Source organism: Rhizobium phaseoli (assembly GCF_003985125.1).
Classification (GTDB): Bacteria; Pseudomonadota; Alphaproteobacteria; order Rhizobiales; family Rhizobiaceae; genus Rhizobium; species Rhizobium phaseoli.
On record NZ_ML133573.1, the window covers coordinates 1 to 17,533 of the forward strand.

Sequence of the window (17,533 nt, forward strand, 5' to 3'; positions counted from 1 at the left end):
CAGAAAATCCTGGCTCTTCGCCGGATCAGACCGCGGTGCAGATCGTGCGGCCTTCATGGCCACATTGATTATGACGGCAAAACTCAACGACATCGATCCGCAGGTGTGGCTGGCCGACGTTCTTGCCCGCATCGCTGATACGTCGATTACCAGGCTGGAGCAGTTGCTTCCGTGGAATTGGACGCCGCCGACCGTCAACGCTCAAGCGGCCTGACCTGCGGCCTTCACCGGAGGCTTACGCCTTCCTGATGAGGCATTCACGCTTATTGCCCCTTATTTGATGCGCGTCGATTTACCGGTGGGCACTCCGCTCGTCGAAGCCAACAAACCTATTGAGCATGTTTATTTTATTGAGAGCGGCTTGGCCTCGATGGTGGCCACAAGCGCGGATGGGAAGCCCACCTCATTTTTCTGCGCTACATCCACACTCGGGAGCTGCAACTTGCTCACTCCGCGTTGGCGGCTGCACGATACTACATGCACCAGCGATTAGCCCGCTGGCTGCTGATGTGTCATGATCGCCTTAACGTGGACGACATGCCGCTTACCCACGACTTCCTTGCGTTGATGCTGGGAGTTAGGCGTGCGGGCGTCACGCTTCAATTGCACATCCTCGAAGGTATGCACGCGATCAAGTCAACGAGAGGCAACGTCCGTATTGTGAACCGCGGGATCCTCCTTGAAGTTGCCGGCTCCTCCTACGGCGTCCCGGAGGCAGAATACGAACGGCTGATTGGATCGGAGCTGAGTCAGGAGAGACCACTAAAATTGAGGGAAGCCGGCTGCTCACGCTAATTGCCAACGCACGCCCGCGGGCGGCTATTTGTTGCTGGTGCGCGAGGGGACAGGGGACGGCGTTGGTCTCATCTACACCAATCATTCGCGGCTCTCTGCGAAATCGATCGTTGTCGTCATAGGCAACACAGGGGGAATTGCTGTTCCTTATTTCACTGCCATGCCGGAGAGCCGGAGTGTTATGGCAACCCGGGCGCCCCGCCCCGCCGCTCCAGCGCCGTCTTGCGGATGGTCTCCGCGATCTCCGGACTACTGCTCGACAACATCTGGAAATCCACGGCATAGAGCGACAGCAGCGATACCTCGGTTGCTGCGCTGACCGTCGCTGAGCGGGGATCGCCACTGATCAGCGCCATCTCGCCAAAGAAGTTTCCGGCACCGAGTTCCACTGGATGGTCGGGTGTCGCCACGGTGACCCGCCCCTCGACAATGAAGAACATCTGATCGCCAACCTCGCCTTTGCGGCAGATCACGGAACCTGCGGGGACAATGCGCGGTCGCAACGCCCGAACGATCTCGATCAGTGCCGCGGAACCAAGCTTCTGGAACAGGGGTACGGCAGCGACCAATTGCCAGTTGCGAACGAAGTCTTGGCGGCGAACCTCTTCGTAGAAGCCGGTGGCGAGGATGCCGGCCCAAAGAGCAAAAATACCGATCCCGCTCATCATCACCAATCCGGCCAGAACTCGACCTGCAAGGCTCTGCGGGATCTCGTCACCGTAACCGGTCGTCGACAGCGTCACGACCGCCCACCACATCGCCTGCGGAATGCTGCCGAACTTGTCGGGCTGGACGTCTCGCTCGATGATATAACCGGCCAACGCAGCGCCAAAAAGAACGATGCCGAACACCGATGTCACGCCAAGCAGATTGCGCGATTCATTCGCGACCACCTTTGCCAGCAGCCTGAAGAAGGTCGAGTCGCGCAACGGCTTGAGAAGCCAAATGGCGCAATAGAGGTCTCGATCACGGGACCCAACGAACAAGAATGCACCAGCCGGAACCAGAACCGCGAGCAAATCGATCACGAGGGCCGTCATCCCCCCCGACAAGTGGCTGCGTCGTGAAAGCAATGTGCCGCTCAGTTGGAGAACATAGGCCAGCCAAATTGCCGCAAGTAGCAGCTCTAAGACAAGCCTCTCCTGTCCAGTAAGGCCCTGCGTCGTCAATGCGGCAACGACCAGGAGACCGATTGTAGCGAACAGCGCGTTGAGCGGCGTCGAAATCTTCGAGAAAGGCACTGCCGACATTACATACTCCCCACGCCCGGCATTCGTGGACAATAGATACCTTCGGGCCACACACAAGGGAACGGGGACTGATGCAATGTGTCTTCGCACCAAAGAATTTGGCAGCCGGAATCGCGTTACAATATTTCAAAGGGAATGTGGATCATCCGACAGTGAAAGGCAGCTCGTGACCTTGCTGACTGTGCGACGCCCGCGAAGCCATCTTCAGGATGCATCTCCACGGCGGACTTTCCGAGGACGACCGTCGAAGTGCTCCCTGCCACGGGTCCGCTGCATGCCTAAGGCTTCCCATCAAGCCTCGTTTCCTAGCCAGGCTTACCCCTGCGAAAGTCGCCCGCCGGGAGTATCCACTTAAGGAGAATTGACAGCGGCCCTGATTGCGACTTTGCTAAATCAACCAGGCATTGCAGTGGGGCAATCATCGTTTGAGCAAAATCACGAAGTATAGACACGGTCGCAAGCGGAAAGCATTCGAGATACAGGGTGGGCGATGCGGTATTTGCGAGGCCGGGATGGTTTTTCCTGGATTTCATAACAAGGAGCGCAAACGCAACAGGCTCGCGTCGGTCCCAAACCTGGCCACATGGGATCACATCAAGCCGGCGAGCCAGGGCGGAAATAGTTGCCTCGAAAATCTCCATCTTGTTTGTTTTGCCTGCAATCAGAAGCGTCGGACCAAGAAGGCTAAGTCCACGTGGCTCTCTATCAAAGCTAGGTTGATGCGAGCTTTGGCGACATAGTGGCAAGACTTGCGCATGTATGTTGCAGACGTTGCGGCCGTTGCGGCCGCCGAGCTGATCCACAGTAAAAAACCCGTCATCCTCGATGAAGTTGGAGTGAACAACGTCAAGCGGGCCAATGAAACATCGGTATGCGCGGAAAGAGAATGGCGAGAAAGTCGATATCCTGAATATGACCAGGGGTGGCTCCCATTCGCGTGAGCACTTCATTTGCTTCGGCTGCGGCCGTGATTTGATCGCGGTTCTTGGCACTCGACGCGAGAAACACTTTCGCCACGTGCAAGACAAGGAGGTGGTGTGCTCCCGCGAAACATACCTCCATGCTCTTGCTAAAAGGCAGATAGCCGAAGGATTCTTGGCGGCAGTTCAAACTCGACAACCATACACGCTAAGTCTTCCTGCTGAACGCCATTGCACGCGTTGGAAGGATGAGTTGGGCTATATCTGCCAACAGTCAACGGGATGGCGAGACTTCGATCTCACCGGCTATTTCGACGGCGTCCGGGAAGAAGCCGCAGTAGGCGGATTCGTGGCCGATGTCCTCCTCACGTCAACGAAGAATGACGAGACGCTGCTCGTAGAAGTCGCCGTCACCCACCGTTGCGATGGGACCAAGATCAGTAGCGGACTACGGATCGTGGAGATTTCGATCAGCGACGAGGATCAGCTCGCATTGTTAGCCGCCGGAATCGATGCTCGAGCAAACAATGTCGCAACTTACAACATGAAGCGACAGTTGCCATTGAACGTTGCCTGCTTGCGCAACTGCGGTGCCGAATTGACAGCTTTCTTCGTCTACAAGAGCGGTAAGTCGCGCATCCTGACCGATGCACCCCACCGCATAGTTGCAGCACGGCGGGGCTCGGCAGTAGTTTATAGCCGCGTTGTTCACGAGGTCGCCCATGGGATTGTCCTGCCGTTCCTCGCTACAGACGGCTATCGAAAAGAGGTGCAGCGTGCGCTCGGCGAAGGCATCTCTGTGAAATGTTGCTTCTTGTGCAGGTACGCCGGCCTCGACACATTAGACAAGCCGGTTTTCTGCAAAATTCGGCGAACTGAAGTCGGGGTGAACGAGGCTGTGGATTGTTCCGCTTACCGTCCAGAAATTGAAAGTAGATGACCTGGGCTGCAGCCGCGCGGCCTAGCTGGCTCGCTTTTCGATAGAGTGCTTTGCGATTTGTTGCACGCCCTCTCTTGCTGCCACGGATGGCCATAGTCGTAACAGTGAACAAGGTGGAATTGCCGAATGATCGGAGGCCAGAATGGCGGATGATATTGCTGCGTTCCGCCCACTCGGCTTCCGAGCGATCTTTTCGATGAATTCCTCGGCTAAATCGCCAGCCATAGAACGGCATCGTCATCAGTTATGCCGGCGGTTTTTTGATCTGCCTGCCGCCGAAACCGCGTGGACCAGTTGCGGGTGATGACCGCTACCTTTGGTTGTGGCCTGCGCGCAGAAATGCCATCTGCGCCAGAGGAAAGCTCGATTCGTGGAGAAAGCGCGGGAGGTAGGTGGCAAGAGTCTCTTCCAAACGATACAATTGAGCAGCAGCTTCATCGAAGTCGACCCCATCCAGCTTAAGTTCGCTCCGGATCGCCCTCGACACCAACGTAAAAGTGTCGTCCGACATCCGGGGTAAAATCGAATAGAGTCCCTCACCGTCGACAAGCGCGCTGCGACCCTTAAGTACGGCCTCCATTCGCTTCTTATTGCCTACGCTACGTTCGGCGACGCGCAGCCTTAGCAACACGGACGTGACACGCGCTATCGCGGCTTCACCAAGCGCCCCGACATCGTCGAGTAGATCCGCATGCCGCATGTACGCCTTCGCAAGAAATTCGAGAGACTGGATGCCGCTTTTCACCTCCAATAGGCTTTGAAGGACCTCAACGGATTGGCGGGAATTCTCCAGCCCCGACGATGAGCGGCCTAGAGTTCGCGCGACCGCCGCCAGTTCCCCATAGAGACGAGCCAATACGAACTGGCCTTCATAGGTGATGGAGTCCGACCAGCGAGCGAGTTGATGCGTCGCCTCTGCCAGAACACGTTCAGCATCTTCGTATCGTTTGATTTGTTGCAACTGTGTTGCCAAGCGACGGCTGACGTTCGCGAACATCAGCCGATAGGACGGCGCGTCCTGCAATCTAATAGCATTTTGAAGTTCACGTGTCGCATCCTCGAATGCTCGAATGGCGCTTTCGGCATTGCCCTCGGCGCTGTAGAGGTTGCCTACGGCGTAGGCGGCGCCACCAATTTCGCTTGCTCGGGACGACGACGTCAGGAATTCCGAGAGCCTTAGCGTAGTGATCTGGGTTTCGAAGCCCAGCAATGCCACGCCGTAATTTCGGGTGCCGGAGGCGAATTGTGAGCATTGACGCAGACCGTCGTTTATACCCTCAATCGTTGAAATCGCGGAAGATATTGTGTCGGAGAACTGATGCTCATTTATTTCTCGCCACATCGCCTCGATCTCCATCGACACGTTCCGAAAGAGACGAAGATGAAGTTCGGCCTGTCTTGTTGGCCGGCCAGAAGTCTTCTGAAGCTTGGCGTAAATTTCCTTCAAATAACGTGGTTGCCGACTGATGAATTTCGAAATGCGCTCGGGGGTTTCACCTGCGAAGATGTTTTCGTTAGAGATTGATGGTCGATGGCGTACGCTCACTTTCGTGAGCCTTCGGCTTTCTAAGTCAGAGTCAATCACGTCCACAACCAGTAGGGAAGCGTCGGCGTCGAGGGTGATTTTATCGCCATCGCGCACGCGCCCGATCATTCCGCCGACATCGGCGCTCAGCGAAAAGTTTGAGACTACCGGTACGCCAGCGTCGAACTTCTCGATCGTCGCGTCGATCAACGCCCAGACATGGAAGCCTCTGTCCTGAAGTATTTCCAACGTCGCAGTTATGTTTCGCAGTGATGGGCGCCACCCCGCCCCGTCGTCGGACAGCCTTAGAATTGCAACAAAATCGAATGCTAGCTCTCCATCTAAAAAGGCCTCCTGCAGGGCGATCTCGTCGGCGAAGACGACTGCTGTGCTGGTCATACGTTCAACTCGTCCGGTGGGCATAAACGCCACGGCAGGGCCGAGATTGCCATCAACTGACCTTAGTGTTTCCGAACCTGGAACGACGCCTCTCTCGAGAACTCTTGCTTCGATCTGATCCTGCGGCAACGTACCGATGTAGAACGTGGCGGGATCGTAACCGAGCATTTTGGCAAGTTCGGCTAGGTCGTGAGCGTCGGATGTGAAGACCTGCGTAATAGGGTCGAGCCAATGGGCCATCACCCTTCCTCGCTGGCCGTAATCTCGGCGAGGCTAATGATGGCATAATCCTCCGACATCCGAGGGGCGGGGAGACCCTCGTGCTCAAGCCGATTTCGAATGAACGCTTCGGCGGCCAGCATTCTGTCATTGAAGCCGAGGCGTGCCTTCGCGGCGCTGAAGATTCCTTCGTCCTTCAGCACGATGTCGTAAATTTTCATGTCTTCACGCAAACAGGACAATTCCAGCCGAACCGTGGAAGGCAGCTTGCGGCTATCCGGATGCCGAAGGTCTTTGAGCTTCATCAGAGGCATGTCTTTCGCAGACCAAGGTTTTCCCGCTAGAACATCGGCCGTTCCGGGCTTGAAGATCCACCGGTTGTTTCCATCGGCGTCCATGGAGTGGGACGCAATTATTGCTCCGACCTTCTGGGTGGCGGTCATCTCGCTAACTATCTCGGTGTCCCTAGACGCCTTCCCGCTCAGTCCGAGCCGCCCCGATGCTCCGTTCGCTCCACCCGCGATCGACATCTCCGCAGAGACCGCGGCCTTCGATCTAGTCGACGATCGTTGCTTGCGCGTGGCGACCACCGATGGATCGATACGTTCTACAGATGCTCGATCAATCGTCAGCGGTTCCGTCTCCGGGACCATCACCTTGAGCTCCGCACGCCTCAGCTCGATTTTGAAACGAACAGGAGAATTCTCTTCGGCGCCTAGCCGCGCTGTCGAGAAACTCACGTCGGCGTGGAGGGCTACGGCGGCGCGCTTTTCAGTGAATGGAAGGTGCCAGGCGTCTAGGCTTACCAACTCGGAGAAGATCCGGATCCGATTACTGAGCATTCTGCTCCCCGCTGTCATTCGGACCGAAATCCGCAAGTAGTTTCGAGAGCGAAAGCGTTTGCGTCGCAACCCGTTCAGACTTTTCCATCGCCGGGCGCAAAAATCAATATCATAATCGCTTCAGGGTTGAGCCCGTGATCTAGAAGAAGTTCTCAGCCATGGCATCACATACCTTTCTTGCGACGCCAGCCACCATCTCGTCTTTCACGATTATTCAGAATAGCCGCCCGGGTATCCTGAACAGTAAGGCTCATTTCAACCCCGCAGAACCTGCAAGACTTACGCCCTCAGGCGCAAACCTGGGCGGTCTTACTTACAGTTCCCAGCTTTTTTCTGGAGTCGTCGAAAAATGGCGCACCCGACAGGATTCGAACCTGTGACCTTTGGAATCGGAATCCAACACTCTATCCAGCTGAGCTACGGGTGCATGCCTGAGGCGGTTTGAATCGCCTGTCCGATGGGTGGTTCTTAGCCTAGCTTGCGGCCGGCTTCAATCGCGAAATTCTCGGAAATACCGATGCTTGCGGTTTGGCGGGCGTTTTTATTCGTCAGCCTTGGGAATGCCACATAAAAAAACTCCGCCGGCCTTGCGGGCGGCGGAGCTTGGTTGTCAGGGGCAGGGCGCTTTCGGTGCCGGTCAGATCTGCATGGCGCCGGGGCCGGGGATGGCCTTGGGCGGCACCTTGCCGAGGATAATCATGCCGAGCACCTCGTCCTTGGTCACGTCCTCGGTGCGCGCGTGGCCCACCACCTGGCCGTTCTTCATCACCGAGACGCGGTCGGCAAGGTCGAAGACGTCGTGGATGTCGTGGCTGATGAGGAAGATGCCGATGCCTTCCTTCTTCAGCTGCTTGATCAGCTCGCCCACCTGCGCCGTCTCCTGCGGGCCGAGGGCTGCCGTCGGCTCGTCCATGATCAGGATACGGGCATTGAAGAGGATGGCGCGGGCGATCGCCACCGATTGCCGCTGGCCGCCCGAAAGCGCCTTCACCGGCTCCTTGAAGCGCTTGAAGTTGGGGTTGAGCCGCCCCATCACCTGGCGCGCCGAGGCTTCCATCGCCACGTCGTCGAGCGTGCCCCAGCGGGTCTTTAGCTCGCGGCCGAGATAGAGGTTGGCGGCGGCGTCGACATTGTCGGCGACGGCGAGCGTCTGGTAGATCGTCTCGATCCCGTATTTCTTGGCATCGCGCGGATTGCGGATGTCGGCCGGCTCGCCATTGATCAGGATATCGCCCGAGTCGCGCTTGTAGGCGCCGGAGAGGATCTTGATCAGCGTCGACTTGCCGGCGCCGTTGTGGCCGAGAAGGGCGACGACTTCGCCGGGGTAGAGATCCACCGAGGCGTTGTCCACGGCGTGGATGCCGCCGAAGGAGATCGAGATGTTTTTCAGTTCCACGAGGGGAGTGCGGTGATCAGTCATATTTGAGCTCCTCTCACTTGGCACGGGCGCGATAGACGGTGTCGAGCCAGACCGCCACGACGAGGACGGTGCCGACGACGACGCTCTGTAGCGGCGTGTCGACATGGGCGAGAACCATGCCGGATTGCAGCGATTGCATGACCAGCGCACCGAGCATGGCGCCGGCGATCGTGCCGGTGCCGCCCGCCAGCGACGTCCCGCCGATGACGGCAGCGGCGATGGTGTAAAGCTCGTCGAGCGTGCCCTGCGAGTTCGTTGCGGCGTTGAGGCGGGCGGTTGATATCGCGGCTGCGATAGCGGCCAGAATGCCCATCAGCGCGAAGATGCGCACCGTCACCCAGCGGGTCTTGATGCCGGCGAGTTCGGCAGCCTCGGGGTTGCCGCCGATGGCGAAGACATAGCGGCCGAAGCGCAGGCGGGTGGCAATGAAGGTCATGATGATGCCGACGACGATGGCGATCAGCACCGGCACGGCGATGCCGTAGGGAATATCCAGGCCGGTTTCCGGCCAGGGGATATTGTTGGTCTCGGCATATTTCTTGGCGATATTGATCGGCCAGTAATAGCTGTTGGCGATCGAGACGGCGCCGAGGATCAGGAAGCAGCTGAGGATCGCGAGAAAATACTCCGCCCAGATCGGCCGGCGCGGAAAGCCGAAGCGGCGGCGCTGATGGCGCGAGCCGATGATGCTGGCGATGACGAAGAGGCAGGCGGCGATGCCGACGATCCAGCTCCAGGTGGCGCCGATCGAGCCCTCCGCGCCGCCGCCCATGATGCGGAAGGTCTGGTCCATGGGGGCAACCGTCTGGCCGCTGGTGACGAGCCAGGTCGCGCCGCGCCAGACGAGCAGGCCGCCGAGGGTGACGATGAAGGAGGGCACGTTGAGGAAGGCGATGATCATGCCCTGGAAGGTGCCGATCAGCCCGCCGGCGATGATGCCGATCAGCAGCGTGATTACCCAGGTGAAGGGGCTGTCGAAGCCGATATATTCCGGCAGGATCTTCGCCTGCGTGACGCCCATGATCATGCCGCAGAGGCCGAGCACGGAACCGACCGAAAGGTCGATGTTGCGGGTGACGATGATCAGCACCATGCCCGTCGTCATGATCGCGATATCGGTCGTCTGGACCGAAAGGTTCCAGAGATTGCGCGGGGTCAGGAACAGGCCGCCGGTTATGATGTGGAAACCGATCCAGATGATGATGAGCGCGCCGATCATGCCGAGCAGGCGCGTGTCGATCTCGGTCGCACGGAAGAAGCGGGTCACCGGATTGGCTTCCGCCGTTCGCGGCCCGCTTGATGTGGTGGATTTTACCATTTCGGCCATGGGTTTGCCGTTCCCCCATTGTGTTTGGACGGCTGCGCCGGCTTGCCCAAGTTGTGGGCGGCGTCATCGTCCGTTCTTCAACTGACCATTGCGATGCTTCCGGAAAGCGCGGGCGTGGCGTCGCGACACCCTTCCGGCAGGGAATGCAAATCCGCGATGGTGCGGCGAAGCGGAGGAACTGCATCTTTGGAGTTCGCATCCGCATCCGGCGCCGCAACGGTGGTGCGTTGCGGCGCCGGCAGTTCAGTTTCGAGCTTGCTTACTTGCAGGCGGCCACCGTGCCGGCCTTGACGCCCTGGCAGGCTTCAGCCTTGGAAATCCAGCCGGCGTCGATGACGACGTTCAGATTGTCCTTGGTGATTGCCAGCGGCTTCAGGAAGACGGACTGCATTTCCACGCCCTTCGGGCCGCCCTTGAAGGCCTGTGCACCGTCGATCTTGCTCATGTCCTTGCCGCCGGCGAGGTCGAGAGCGATTTCGGCTGCGCGCTTGCCGAGTTCGCGGCTGTCCTTCCAGACGGAAACCGTCTGCGTGCCGAGAGCGATGCGGTTCAAGGCCGCCTTGTCGCCATCCTGGCCGGAAACCGGAACGGAGCCGGCGAGGCCCTGGGCGTCGAGCGCTGCGATCGCGCCGCCGGCCGTGCCGTCGTTGGAGGCGACGACGGCGTCAACCTTGTTGTTGTTGGCGGTCAGGAACTGCTCCATGTTGCGCTGGGCGTTCTCCGGCAGCCAGCCGTCCGTATAGGCTTCGCCGACATTCTTGATCTTGCCGGCGTCGATCGCGGCCTTCAGCACTTCCTGCTGGCCCGAGAACAGGAAATCGGCGTTCGGGTCGGAGGACGAGCCCTTGATAAAGACGTAATTGCCTTCCGGCTTCGCCTTGAAGACGCCCTGAGCCTGCAGGCGGCCGACTTCCTTGTTGTCGAAGGTGATGTAGAAGGCGGCCGGATTTTCGATCAGGCGGTCGTAACCGACGACCGGGATGCCTTCAGCGGCGGCCTTTTCGATGGCCGGACCGATCGCGTCGGAGTCCTGGGCGAGGATGATCAGCGCGTTGGCGCCCTGCGAGATCAACGATTCGACGTCGGTCAGCTGCTTGGCGGCAGAAGACTGCGCGTCAGCGGAAATGTACTTGGCGCCCTTGGCTTCGAGAGCCTTCTTGATGGCGGCTTCGTCCGTCTTCCAGCGCTCTTCCTGGAAATTCGACCAGGAAACGCCGACGACGAGGTCTTTAGCCATGGCAACGGTATGCGCGGAAACGAGGATGGCGGCGCCTGCCATCAATTTCAAAATAGACTTCATAATGTCCTCCCGAGTGAGTTGCGACCGGCCCAGCCCATGCTTCCTCCGGCCACCGCGATAAGCCTGTCGAGGAAAGTTCGGATTATTTTCTCGACAGTCGAGAAATTTGATGTCAGAGATTTTTTCAGCTGTCAACACTGGACTACCGGCTTCCGCCCCTTGCGCAGCGACCGCCGGAGATGCAGTGGAAATCAGGGATAGGGCAAGCAGGAGGAGAGGGCGGCATTCATGCTGACCAAGTCGAGCACGGAGCTGGTCCGGCAGAGAAACAGCGTGCTCGTGCTGTCCGTGCTGCGCCGTCACGGCGCGCTCGCCCATACCGAAATATCCGATTTCACCGGCCTTTCCTCGGCCACCATTTCGGCGATCACGGCGGATCTGGAACGCGCCCAGATCATCGAAAAATCCGAGCAGCAGGCGGCGAGCGGCCGCGGCCGGCCGCGCGTGCTTTTGCGCCAGCGGCGCGATTGCGGCTATCTCATCGTCGTCATCATCTCCTCGGATGCCGTGCAATATTCGCTGGTCGATTATGCCGGCAAGCTGATCGACCGCTTTAGCGAGGAGCGCTCGCATGATCCCTCGGGGGCGGGCCGCTTCATGGAAGGCGTGCGCGCCGGGCTGTCGCGCATTCTCGACCGCTCCCGCATTTCCCAGGAAAAAGTGCTGTTGATCTCGATCAGCAGCAAGGGCCTGGTCGATTCCACCGAGCCGGTGCTCCTCTGGTCGCCGATCTTCGGCAGCGACCGGATCGATTTCGAATCGGCGCTGCGGCCGGACTGGCAGGCCAAGGTCATTCTCGATAACGAGACGCTGCTGGTCGCTGCCGCTCTCGGGGCGCGCGAGGAGGTCGTCAAGGGCGCCGATTTCCGCTCGCTCGCCGCACTTTCGCTCGGCCACAGCATCGGCCTCGGCATCATCCGGCGGGGAGGGCAGACGGGGCAGGAGGTCTCGGCGCCGAATTTCGGCCATATGCTGCACATGGCGGGTGGCGGCCTCTGTCGCTGCGGCACCCGCGGCTGCATCGAGGCCTATGCCGGTTTCTACGCCATCCTGCGCAGCGCCTTCGAAGTGCCGCTCGATACGATCCCCGCCAAATTCGTCCCCGTCGCCGAACTCGACAAGATCGCCGCCAAGGCTCGCCAGGGCCACCGCACCTCCGCCTTCGCTTTCCGCCAGGCGGGCCTGGCGCTCGGCAACGGCCTGTCGCGCATGCTCAGCCTCACCGAACGCATGCCCATCGCCATCACCGGCCCGGGCACCCGCTATTACGACCTGCTGCGCCAGGGCATTGAAGAGGGCCTCGGCCAGTCGCATATCGTGCGCATGGAAGGCATGCCAGAAATCCGCATCGTCCCCGAAGAACCCATCCTCGTCTTCGAAGGCCACCTTAACCGGGCGCTGTCTGTCATCGACCAGGACATAGTGGTCTCGGGCGTTCAGGGCGGGGAGTAGCGCCGAGAACTGCAGCGACGGCTAGGTTTCTGGCGCAACGCAACCCTCACCCTCCGTCATTCCAGGCCTTGAGCCTGGAATCCACGGCCCCCACCCTCCATCCCGCTCAACCTTGAGCCGAGCATCTACACCGCATTCTCAACAACGGGCAAATCGCGTCTCCTCTTGCTCCCTCATGTCTGTGCTCTTTACAGGAATCCCTCGCGTCCTTGGGCGCGGGAGACTGCTTATAAGGCGCATGGGTTCATTCACCGCGCCGACGTGCGGTGGCGGATGTGTTGCCGCCAAACGAGCTGTCGAGGTTTCGGACGGTGGGCGGTGCTTCGGTGCATGTTATCGCGGCCTTTGACTCGGCGCCGGGCGCCTCATCCGCTGCGCCGACGGTAAGTTTGGCGCAAACGCCCCCTCACTCTCCGTCATTCCAGGCCTTGAGCCTGGAATCCACGGCCTCGTCCTCCGCCTTGCAAGGCCTTGAGCCGAGCCAGCGACAATGGGCAGGTCGCATCTCTTCTTGCGGGTCGAGACCCGTGGCTCGATCCCGGTCGTGCCGGCAGGCGGATGAGGGCGGGTCTCGGCACAATCCAAACGCAAAACGGCCGGGCGTCTGCCCGGCCATCTCATGCATGGCTGCCGGTCGGGAGAGGACCGTCAGCCAATCTTGATCAACTTGCCTTCCTTGACCGACTGGACCGCGGCGTCGGCAAGGGCCAGCGCTGCAAGACCATCGGCGCCCGACGGCGAGATCTTCGAGCCCTTCTCGATCGCGGCGATGAAGGCGGCGATCTCGTTGGCGTAGGCTTCGGTGTAGCGGGTCATGAAGAAATCATGCAGCGGCGGGCGGGTGTAGCCATCGCCGTTGGCGACTTCGATCGAGACCGGGCGCTGGTTTTCGGCCGCCGCCATGCCCTTGGCGCCGTGCACTTCAATGCGCTGGTCGTAGCCATAGGTGGCGCGGCGCGAGTTGGAGATGACGGCCTGCTTGCCGGAGGCGGTCTGCAGGATCACGGAGACGCTGTCATAGTCGCCGGCTTCGCCGATCGCCTTGTCGACGAGGACGGCGGCGGTCGCCAGCACCGAGACCGGCTCTTCGCCGAGCAGGAAGCGAGCCATGTCGAAATCGTGGATCGTCATGTCGCGGAAGATGCCGCCCGAGCGCTTGATATAATCGACCGGCGGGGCGCCGGGATCGCGCGAGGTGATCGTCACCATTTCGACATCGCCGATCTTGCCGTCGTCGATCACCTTGCGGACCGCCATGAAATGCGGGTCGAAGCGACGGTTGAAGCCGACCATCAGCTTGGCGCCGGTCTCTTCCACCACCTTGATGCAGGCCTTGACGCGGGCGACGTCGAGATCGATCGGCTTTTCGCAGAAGATCGCCTTGCCGGCGCGGGCGAAACGCTCGATCAGGTCGGCATGGGTGTCCGTCGGCGTGCAGATGACGACGGCGTCGATATCCTTGGCGGCCTCGATCGCCTCGATGGTGCGGACCTCGCAGCCATAGGCCGAAGCGATCGCTTCCGCCGCCTGCGGAAAGGCGTCCGCGACCGCAACCAGACTCGCATTGGCGTCGCCGCTGACGGCCTTGGCGTGAACCTTGCCGATACGGCCGGCGCCGAGAAGACCGAATCTCACTGTCATTTCAACCTCCCTTGAATTCGGAACAAATAAACCGAATTACCAAAAAACTGGAATTTTCATTCCATCTTCTCTGCGTCGCGTCAAGCCCGCGGCTCTTTCACATTTGCAAGATTCGAACTAAAGACAAACGCGACACAGGCCATGGGCCGTGCGACGCATGCCGGGGGCATGCGTGACATATCCGACCGCGGAGCAGGAATGCAACTCATCGATCCGAAACATCCGGCATACCAGCGCCTCTGGGTGCGAATTGCCATCGTTGCCGTCTGCTTCGGCTGGGCCGCGGTCGAGATTGTCGGCGGCGATCCTTTCTGGGCGGTGCTTTCGGCCGCGGCAGGCGCCTATGCCTTCTATATGCTGTTCTGGACCTTCAATCCCCAGCCGGAGGCCGCAGCGCCGGCGGCAGCACCCGACGCCGACGACGAGGAAGAGCCTGCAGCGCCGGCCGCAGAAACGCCTTCGAAGGACGGGCAGGCGAAGTAATCAGCGCAATCGGCGCAGCGCTTCGTCGATCAGGAGATTGGCGAGCATCATCCGCTTCGTCGCGTTGTCGCGGAAGGGCAGGGCGACGCCGTCGGGGTGGTTCAGGCGGGCAAAGGCGCGGCGCTTGTCGCTCAGCGTCATCGGCGTATCGGCCGCCGAGATCGCCAGTTCGGCGGCAACGTCCTCCGGCGTCGTGCGGCTGAGATGATCCGGCATCACCGGGGCGGGCGCAGCGCCCGGCTTTTCCGTAAGGTGCGCGTCGGCATCGAGATCGAGATGGTCGAAATAGGCCTCGCCGACGCGCTGTGCGGCGACCGATACACCCTGCATCACGTCGAAGGCGAGCCCGGTGCCGAGGCCGGAGACGCGGTGGACGGCCGGCGCTCCGGCGTCTTCCCCCGTCTCGTCCTCTGCCTTCAGCCGCTCGAGGACTGATTGAAACACCGACTGTCCGAACAGCATCCCGTTTCCTCAAAAGCCTTCGGCCGTTTTCGAATGACGGAAGTGCTCTATTTTTTTACGCAATTTCCGGACGCAGAAACGCGGCGCATTCTGCGGGAATTGCTCCGGCGCGTATTAAGGCCGACCAATATGGCGCCGGCCTTGCGTGGCTATCGCGCCTGCTTCAGGCTTTCCTCCAGGATGATATCGTAGAGCAGCCTCGCGCTCGGCGGCAGTGCCCGCTCCCTCGCCGCGATCAGGCTGTAGGGCTTGACGTTGATGTCGAAATCGATCGGCAGCACGCGGACGTCGGAGGCCTTGGCGCCCTGGCTGGCCAGTAAATGGGCGACGTCGACGGCGACGGGGGCGATCGCATCGGTCTCGCAGATGATAGCGCAGGTGAGCAGCAGCGAGGAGGTGTTGACGATATTTTCCGGAAGCGGCACGCCTTGCGACAGAAAATAGTCCTCGATCGTCCGGCGCAGGAGCGTGCCCGGCGGCTGGAACACCCAGTCGTAATCCCTGACGTCTGCAAGGCTGCTCACCTTCTGCTTTAACAGCGGATGGCTCTTGCGCACGATCAGGCATGCCCGCTCGATGCCGATCTCCGTCACCTCGAACAGGCGCGGGTTGAGGTCATCGGGGATGCGGCCGATAATGAAGTCGTGGCGGGCGGCGAGCAGTTCACGGGCGAGCACGTTGCTGGTCTCCACCTGGATGTTGATCTCGATGCCGGGATAGGCCTTGCGCACCTTGTTGATCGCCGGCACGACGAGGCTCATGGCCGGCGCCGTTACCGCGCCGATAAAGACCGAGCCGCCCTTGCCGCTCTTCAATTCACCGATCTCGCGGCTCGCCTCGCGCAGCTCCAGAAGGATCTTGCGGGCGCGTCTCGCAAGGGCCGCGCCGAAGGTCGTCAGCACCACGCCGCGAGCCACCCGCTCGTAGAGCTGAGTCTTGGTAATTGATTCCATTTCGGACAGCATGCGCGAGGCGGCGGGCTGCGAGATGTTGAGGACTTCGGCAGCTGCGGAAATCTGTCCGCTATCTTCGATTGCGACGATCATGCGCAGGTGATTCAGCTTAAGTCCTGCCCGTAAAAGGCTGTCGTCGCCGAAATTGTCGCTGTGGATATCGACGTGATCCATGGAAATGGGCTCTGAAACGATCGTCATGGTTGCAGCCTCCCCGCTGCGCTCCATCAAAAGTAATACTTTTTAACGATATACCAAAATTGTTATGCACTTTACCACTTATTCTATTTGACAGTTATAGGAATCCATACCAGTTTGCCGCCGTGTGCTGGTTGGCACTCAACACGTGTGAGATCGTGGAGGAGACCTACTTCGTTTCTCACCATCTGAAGTAACTATCCAATACGGAACCTGCCACAGTTTCGGGGCGGGCGGTTTTCCGTCCGCTGCTCTATTAACAAGGGAGAGAGAAATGAAATCCATTATCTCATTGATGGCTGCGGCTGCCTTCGGCGTCGCTTCGTTCGTTGCACCGGCTATGGCCGCCGACAAGGGCACTGTCGGTATTGCCATGCCGACCAAGGCTTCGGCCCGCTGGATCGACGACGGCAACAACATCGTCAAGCAGCTCCAGGCTGCCGGTTACGGCACGGACCTGCAGTATGGCGACGACGACATTCCGAACCAGCTTTCGCAGATCGAAAACATGGTCACGAAGGGCGTCAAGGTTCTCGTCATCGCCTCGATCGACGGCACCACGCTTTCCGACGTTCTCCAGAAGGCTCACGATGCCGGCATCAAGGTCATCGCTTATGACCGTCTGATCCGCGATTCGGGCAACGTCGACTACTACGCCACCTTCGACAACTTCCAGGTCGGTGTTCTCCAGGCCAACTCCATCGTTGACGGCCTCGGCCTCAAGGACGGCAAGGGCCCGTTCAACATCGAACTCTTCGGCGGTTCGCCGGACGACAACAACGCCTTCTTCTTCTATGATGGCGCAATGTCCGTTCTGCAGCCCTACATCGACTCCGGCAAGCTCGTCGTGAAGTCCGGCCAGACCGGCATGGACAAGGTCGGCACGCTGCGTTGGGATCCGGCAACGGCCCAGGCCCGCATGGACAACCTGCTCTCGGCAAACTACACCGACGCCAAGGTCGACGCCGTCCTGTCTCCCTATGACGGCCTCTCGATCGGCATCATCTCCTCGCTGAAGGGCGTTGGTTACGGTACGGCTGCCCAGCCGCTCCCGATCGTCACCGGTCAGGACGCTGAAATCCCGTCGGTCAAGTCGATCATCGCTGGCGAACAGCACTCCACGATCTTCAAGGACACCCGCGAACTCGCCAAGGTCACGGTTGCCATGGTCGATGCCGTCATGTCCGGCAAGGAGCCTGAGGTCAACGACACCAAGACCTACGACAACGGCGTCAAGGTCGTTCCGTCCTATCTGCTGAAGCCGGTTGCCGTCGACAAGACCAACTACAAGCAGATCCTGGTCGACAGCGGTTACTACACCGAAGACAAGCTGAAGTAAGAAGTTAAGCAGGAGGCCGGAGCCCGCGCTTGCGGGTTCCGGTCTTCGATTTTATGATCGCCAGGCCG

Annotated in this window: 16 protein-coding genes, 1 tRNA gene and 1 pseudogene; 8 read left to right on the forward strand and 10 right to left on the reverse strand. The window is 59.9% G+C overall.

Annotated elements, in window-relative coordinates; all coding sequences use genetic code 11:
• Together EFD56_RS16515 and EFD56_RS16520 are read left to right on the forward strand one after the other, a co-directional pair.
• Positions 1 to 214 (forward strand): transposase domain-containing protein (locus EFD56_RS16515; RefSeq protein WP_164736838.1); only part of this gene is annotated, 214 nt, incomplete at its 5' end.
• 66 nt (positions 215 to 280) lie between these two features.
• Positions 281 to 795, forward strand: a pseudogene (locus EFD56_RS16520) (Crp/Fnr family transcriptional regulator).
• A 179-nt stretch (positions 796 to 974) separates the two neighbouring features.
• Here EFD56_RS16520 and EFD56_RS16525 read toward each other — a convergent pair.
• Positions 975 to 2,045 (reverse strand): cyclic nucleotide-binding domain-containing protein, encoded by a 1,071-nt coding sequence (locus EFD56_RS16525; RefSeq protein ID WP_126905828.1) that lies wholly within the window; start codon positions 2,043 to 2,045, stop codon positions 975 to 977.
• Positions 2,046 to 2,557: 512 nt separating this feature from the next.
• Between EFD56_RS16525 and EFD56_RS33710 the strand changes: the two genes are divergently transcribed.
• The 3 genes from EFD56_RS33710 to EFD56_RS32655 all read left to right on the forward strand — a co-directional run bounded on the left by EFD56_RS33710 (position 2,558) and on the right by EFD56_RS32655 (position 4,209).
• A complete protein-coding gene (locus EFD56_RS33710) occupies positions 2,558 to 2,785 on the forward strand; it encodes an HNH endonuclease (RefSeq protein WP_126905829.1) in 228 nt (75 codons plus the stop codon).
• 118 nt (positions 2,786 to 2,903) lie between these two features.
• Positions 2,904 to 3,905 (forward strand): competence protein CoiA family protein, encoded by a 1,002-nt coding sequence (locus tag EFD56_RS16535; RefSeq protein ID WP_126905830.1) that lies wholly within the window; start codon positions 2,904 to 2,906, stop codon positions 3,903 to 3,905.
• A gap of 142 nt (positions 3,906 to 4,047) precedes the next feature.
• The gene (locus EFD56_RS32655) at positions 4,048 to 4,209 is read left to right on the forward strand and encodes a hypothetical protein (RefSeq protein WP_164736839.1); all 162 of its coding nucleotides are present in this window, start codon (positions 4,048 to 4,050) and stop codon (positions 4,207 to 4,209) included.
• 6 nt (positions 4,210 to 4,215) lie between these two features.
• On the opposite strand, the gene EFD56_RS16540 is transcribed toward EFD56_RS32655, so the two are convergent.
• The 6 genes from EFD56_RS16540 to xylF all read right to left on the reverse strand — a co-directional run bounded on the left by EFD56_RS16540 (position 4,216) and on the right by xylF (position 10,937).
• A complete protein-coding gene (locus EFD56_RS16540) occupies positions 4,216 to 6,069 on the reverse strand; it encodes an IlvD/Edd family dehydratase (RefSeq protein ID WP_126905831.1) in 1,854 nt (617 codons plus the stop codon).
• The gene (locus EFD56_RS16545; protein WP_126905832.1) at positions 6,069 to 6,890 is read right to left on the reverse strand and encodes a hypothetical protein; all 822 of its coding nucleotides are present in this window, start codon (positions 6,888 to 6,890) and stop codon (positions 6,069 to 6,071) included. Before EFD56_RS16545 ends, EFD56_RS16540 begins: the two co-directional genes overlap by 1 nt.
• Before the next feature lie 350 nt (positions 6,891 to 7,240).
• Positions 7,241 to 7,317, reverse strand: a tRNA-Arg gene (locus EFD56_RS16550).
• A gap of 210 nt (positions 7,318 to 7,527) precedes the next feature.
• A complete protein-coding gene (locus EFD56_RS16555) occupies positions 7,528 to 8,310 on the reverse strand; it encodes an ATP-binding cassette domain-containing protein (protein ID WP_126905833.1) in 783 nt (260 codons plus the stop codon).
• 13 nt (positions 8,311 to 8,323) lie between these two features.
• Complete coding sequence (locus tag EFD56_RS16560; protein ID WP_126905834.1) at positions 8,324 to 9,637, reverse strand: sugar ABC transporter permease; 1,314 nt, start codon at positions 9,635 to 9,637, stop codon at positions 8,324 to 8,326.
• Positions 9,638 to 9,896: 259 nt separating this feature from the next.
• On the reverse strand, positions 9,897 to 10,937 hold the full coding sequence (gene xylF, locus EFD56_RS16565; protein ID WP_126905835.1) for a D-xylose ABC transporter substrate-binding protein: 1,041 nt from the start codon (positions 10,935 to 10,937) through the stop codon (positions 9,897 to 9,899).
• Between the two features lie 228 nt (positions 10,938 to 11,165).
• Here xylF and EFD56_RS16570 point away from each other — a divergent pair, with 228 nt between their 5' ends.
• Positions 11,166 to 12,389 (forward strand): ROK family transcriptional regulator, encoded by a 1,224-nt coding sequence (locus tag EFD56_RS16570; RefSeq protein WP_126905836.1) that lies wholly within the window; start codon positions 11,166 to 11,168, stop codon positions 12,387 to 12,389.
• Between the two features lie 648 nt (positions 12,390 to 13,037).
• Here the strand turns inward: EFD56_RS16570 and iolG are convergent.
• Positions 13,038 to 14,030, reverse strand: a complete 993-nt coding sequence (gene iolG / locus EFD56_RS16575) for an inositol 2-dehydrogenase (RefSeq protein WP_126905837.1) — start codon at positions 14,028 to 14,030, stop codon at positions 13,038 to 13,040.
• 198 nt (positions 14,031 to 14,228) lie between these two features.
• Here iolG and EFD56_RS16580 point away from each other — a divergent pair, with 198 nt between their 5' ends.
• On the forward strand, positions 14,229 to 14,513 hold the full coding sequence (locus EFD56_RS16580) for a hypothetical protein (protein WP_037113050.1): 285 nt from the start codon (positions 14,229 to 14,231) through the stop codon (positions 14,511 to 14,513).
• Here the strand turns inward: EFD56_RS16580 and EFD56_RS16585 are convergent, their stop codons facing one another.
• On the reverse strand, positions 14,514 to 14,975 hold the full coding sequence (locus EFD56_RS16585; RefSeq protein ID WP_004668883.1) for a hypothetical protein: 462 nt from the start codon (positions 14,973 to 14,975) through the stop codon (positions 14,514 to 14,516). It lies immediately after the preceding gene.
• Between the two features lie 149 nt (positions 14,976 to 15,124).
• Positions 15,125 to 16,129: a LysR family transcriptional regulator gene (locus EFD56_RS16590; protein ID WP_126905838.1), complete on the reverse strand. Its 1,005-nt coding sequence runs from the start codon at positions 16,127 to 16,129 to the stop codon at positions 15,125 to 15,127.
• 271 nt (positions 16,130 to 16,400) lie between these two features.
• On the opposite strand from EFD56_RS16590, the gene chvE reads away from it, so the two are divergent.
• Positions 16,401 to 17,465 carry a multiple monosaccharide ABC transporter substrate-binding protein gene (gene chvE, locus EFD56_RS16595; protein ID WP_004668889.1) on the forward strand — a complete coding sequence of 355 codons (1,065 nt, stop codon included), beginning with the start codon at positions 16,401 to 16,403 and terminating at the stop codon, positions 17,463 to 17,465.
• Positions 17,466 to 17,533: the final 68 nt, after the last annotated feature.

What these genes read in the sequence shown, in the direction of transcription:
- EFD56_RS16540 (WP_126905831.1), bottom strand. Translation starts at nt 6,069, where the DNA reads ATGGCCCATTGGCTCGACCCTATTACGCAGGTCTTCACATCCGACGCT.
- EFD56_RS16525 (WP_126905828.1), bottom strand. Translation starts at nt 2,045, where the DNA reads ATGTCGGCAGTGCCTTTCTCGAAGATTTCGACGCCGCTCAACGCGCTG.
- EFD56_RS32655 (WP_164736839.1), top strand. Translation starts at nt 4,048, where the DNA reads ATGGCGGATGATATTGCTGCGTTCCGCCCACTCGGCTTCCGAGCGATC.
- EFD56_RS16590 (WP_126905838.1), bottom strand. Translation starts at nt 16,129, where the DNA reads ATGACGATCGTTTCAGAGCCCATTTCCATGGATCACGTCGATATCCAC.
- EFD56_RS16585 (WP_004668883.1), bottom strand. Translation starts at nt 14,975, where the DNA reads ATGCTGTTCGGACAGTCGGTGTTTCAATCAGTCCTCGAGCGGCTGAAG.
- EFD56_RS16555 (WP_126905833.1), bottom strand. Translation starts at nt 8,310, where the DNA reads ATGACTGATCACCGCACTCCCCTCGTGGAACTGAAAAACATCTCGATC.
- EFD56_RS16545 (WP_126905832.1), bottom strand. Translation starts at nt 6,890, where the DNA reads ATGCTCAGTAATCGGATCCGGATCTTCTCCGAGTTGGTAAGCCTAGAC.
- EFD56_RS33710 (WP_126905829.1), top strand. Translation starts at nt 2,558, where the DNA reads ATGGTTTTTCCTGGATTTCATAACAAGGAGCGCAAACGCAACAGGCTC.
- EFD56_RS16580 (WP_037113050.1), top strand. Translation starts at nt 14,229, where the DNA reads ATGCAACTCATCGATCCGAAACATCCGGCATACCAGCGCCTCTGGGTG.
- EFD56_RS16535 (WP_126905830.1), top strand. Translation starts at nt 2,904, where the DNA reads ATGAAACATCGGTATGCGCGGAAAGAGAATGGCGAGAAAGTCGATATC.
- chvE (WP_004668889.1), top strand. Translation starts at nt 16,401, where the DNA reads ATGAAATCCATTATCTCATTGATGGCTGCGGCTGCCTTCGGCGTCGCT.
- iolG (WP_126905837.1), bottom strand. Translation starts at nt 14,030, where the DNA reads ATGACAGTGAGATTCGGTCTTCTCGGCGCCGGCCGTATCGGCAAGGTT.
- EFD56_RS16570 (WP_126905836.1), top strand. Translation starts at nt 11,166, where the DNA reads ATGCTGACCAAGTCGAGCACGGAGCTGGTCCGGCAGAGAAACAGCGTG.
- EFD56_RS16560 (WP_126905834.1), bottom strand. Translation starts at nt 9,637, where the DNA reads ATGGCCGAAATGGTAAAATCCACCACATCAAGCGGGCCGCGAACGGCG.
- xylF (WP_126905835.1), bottom strand. Translation starts at nt 10,937, where the DNA reads ATGAAGTCTATTTTGAAATTGATGGCAGGCGCCGCCATCCTCGTTTCC.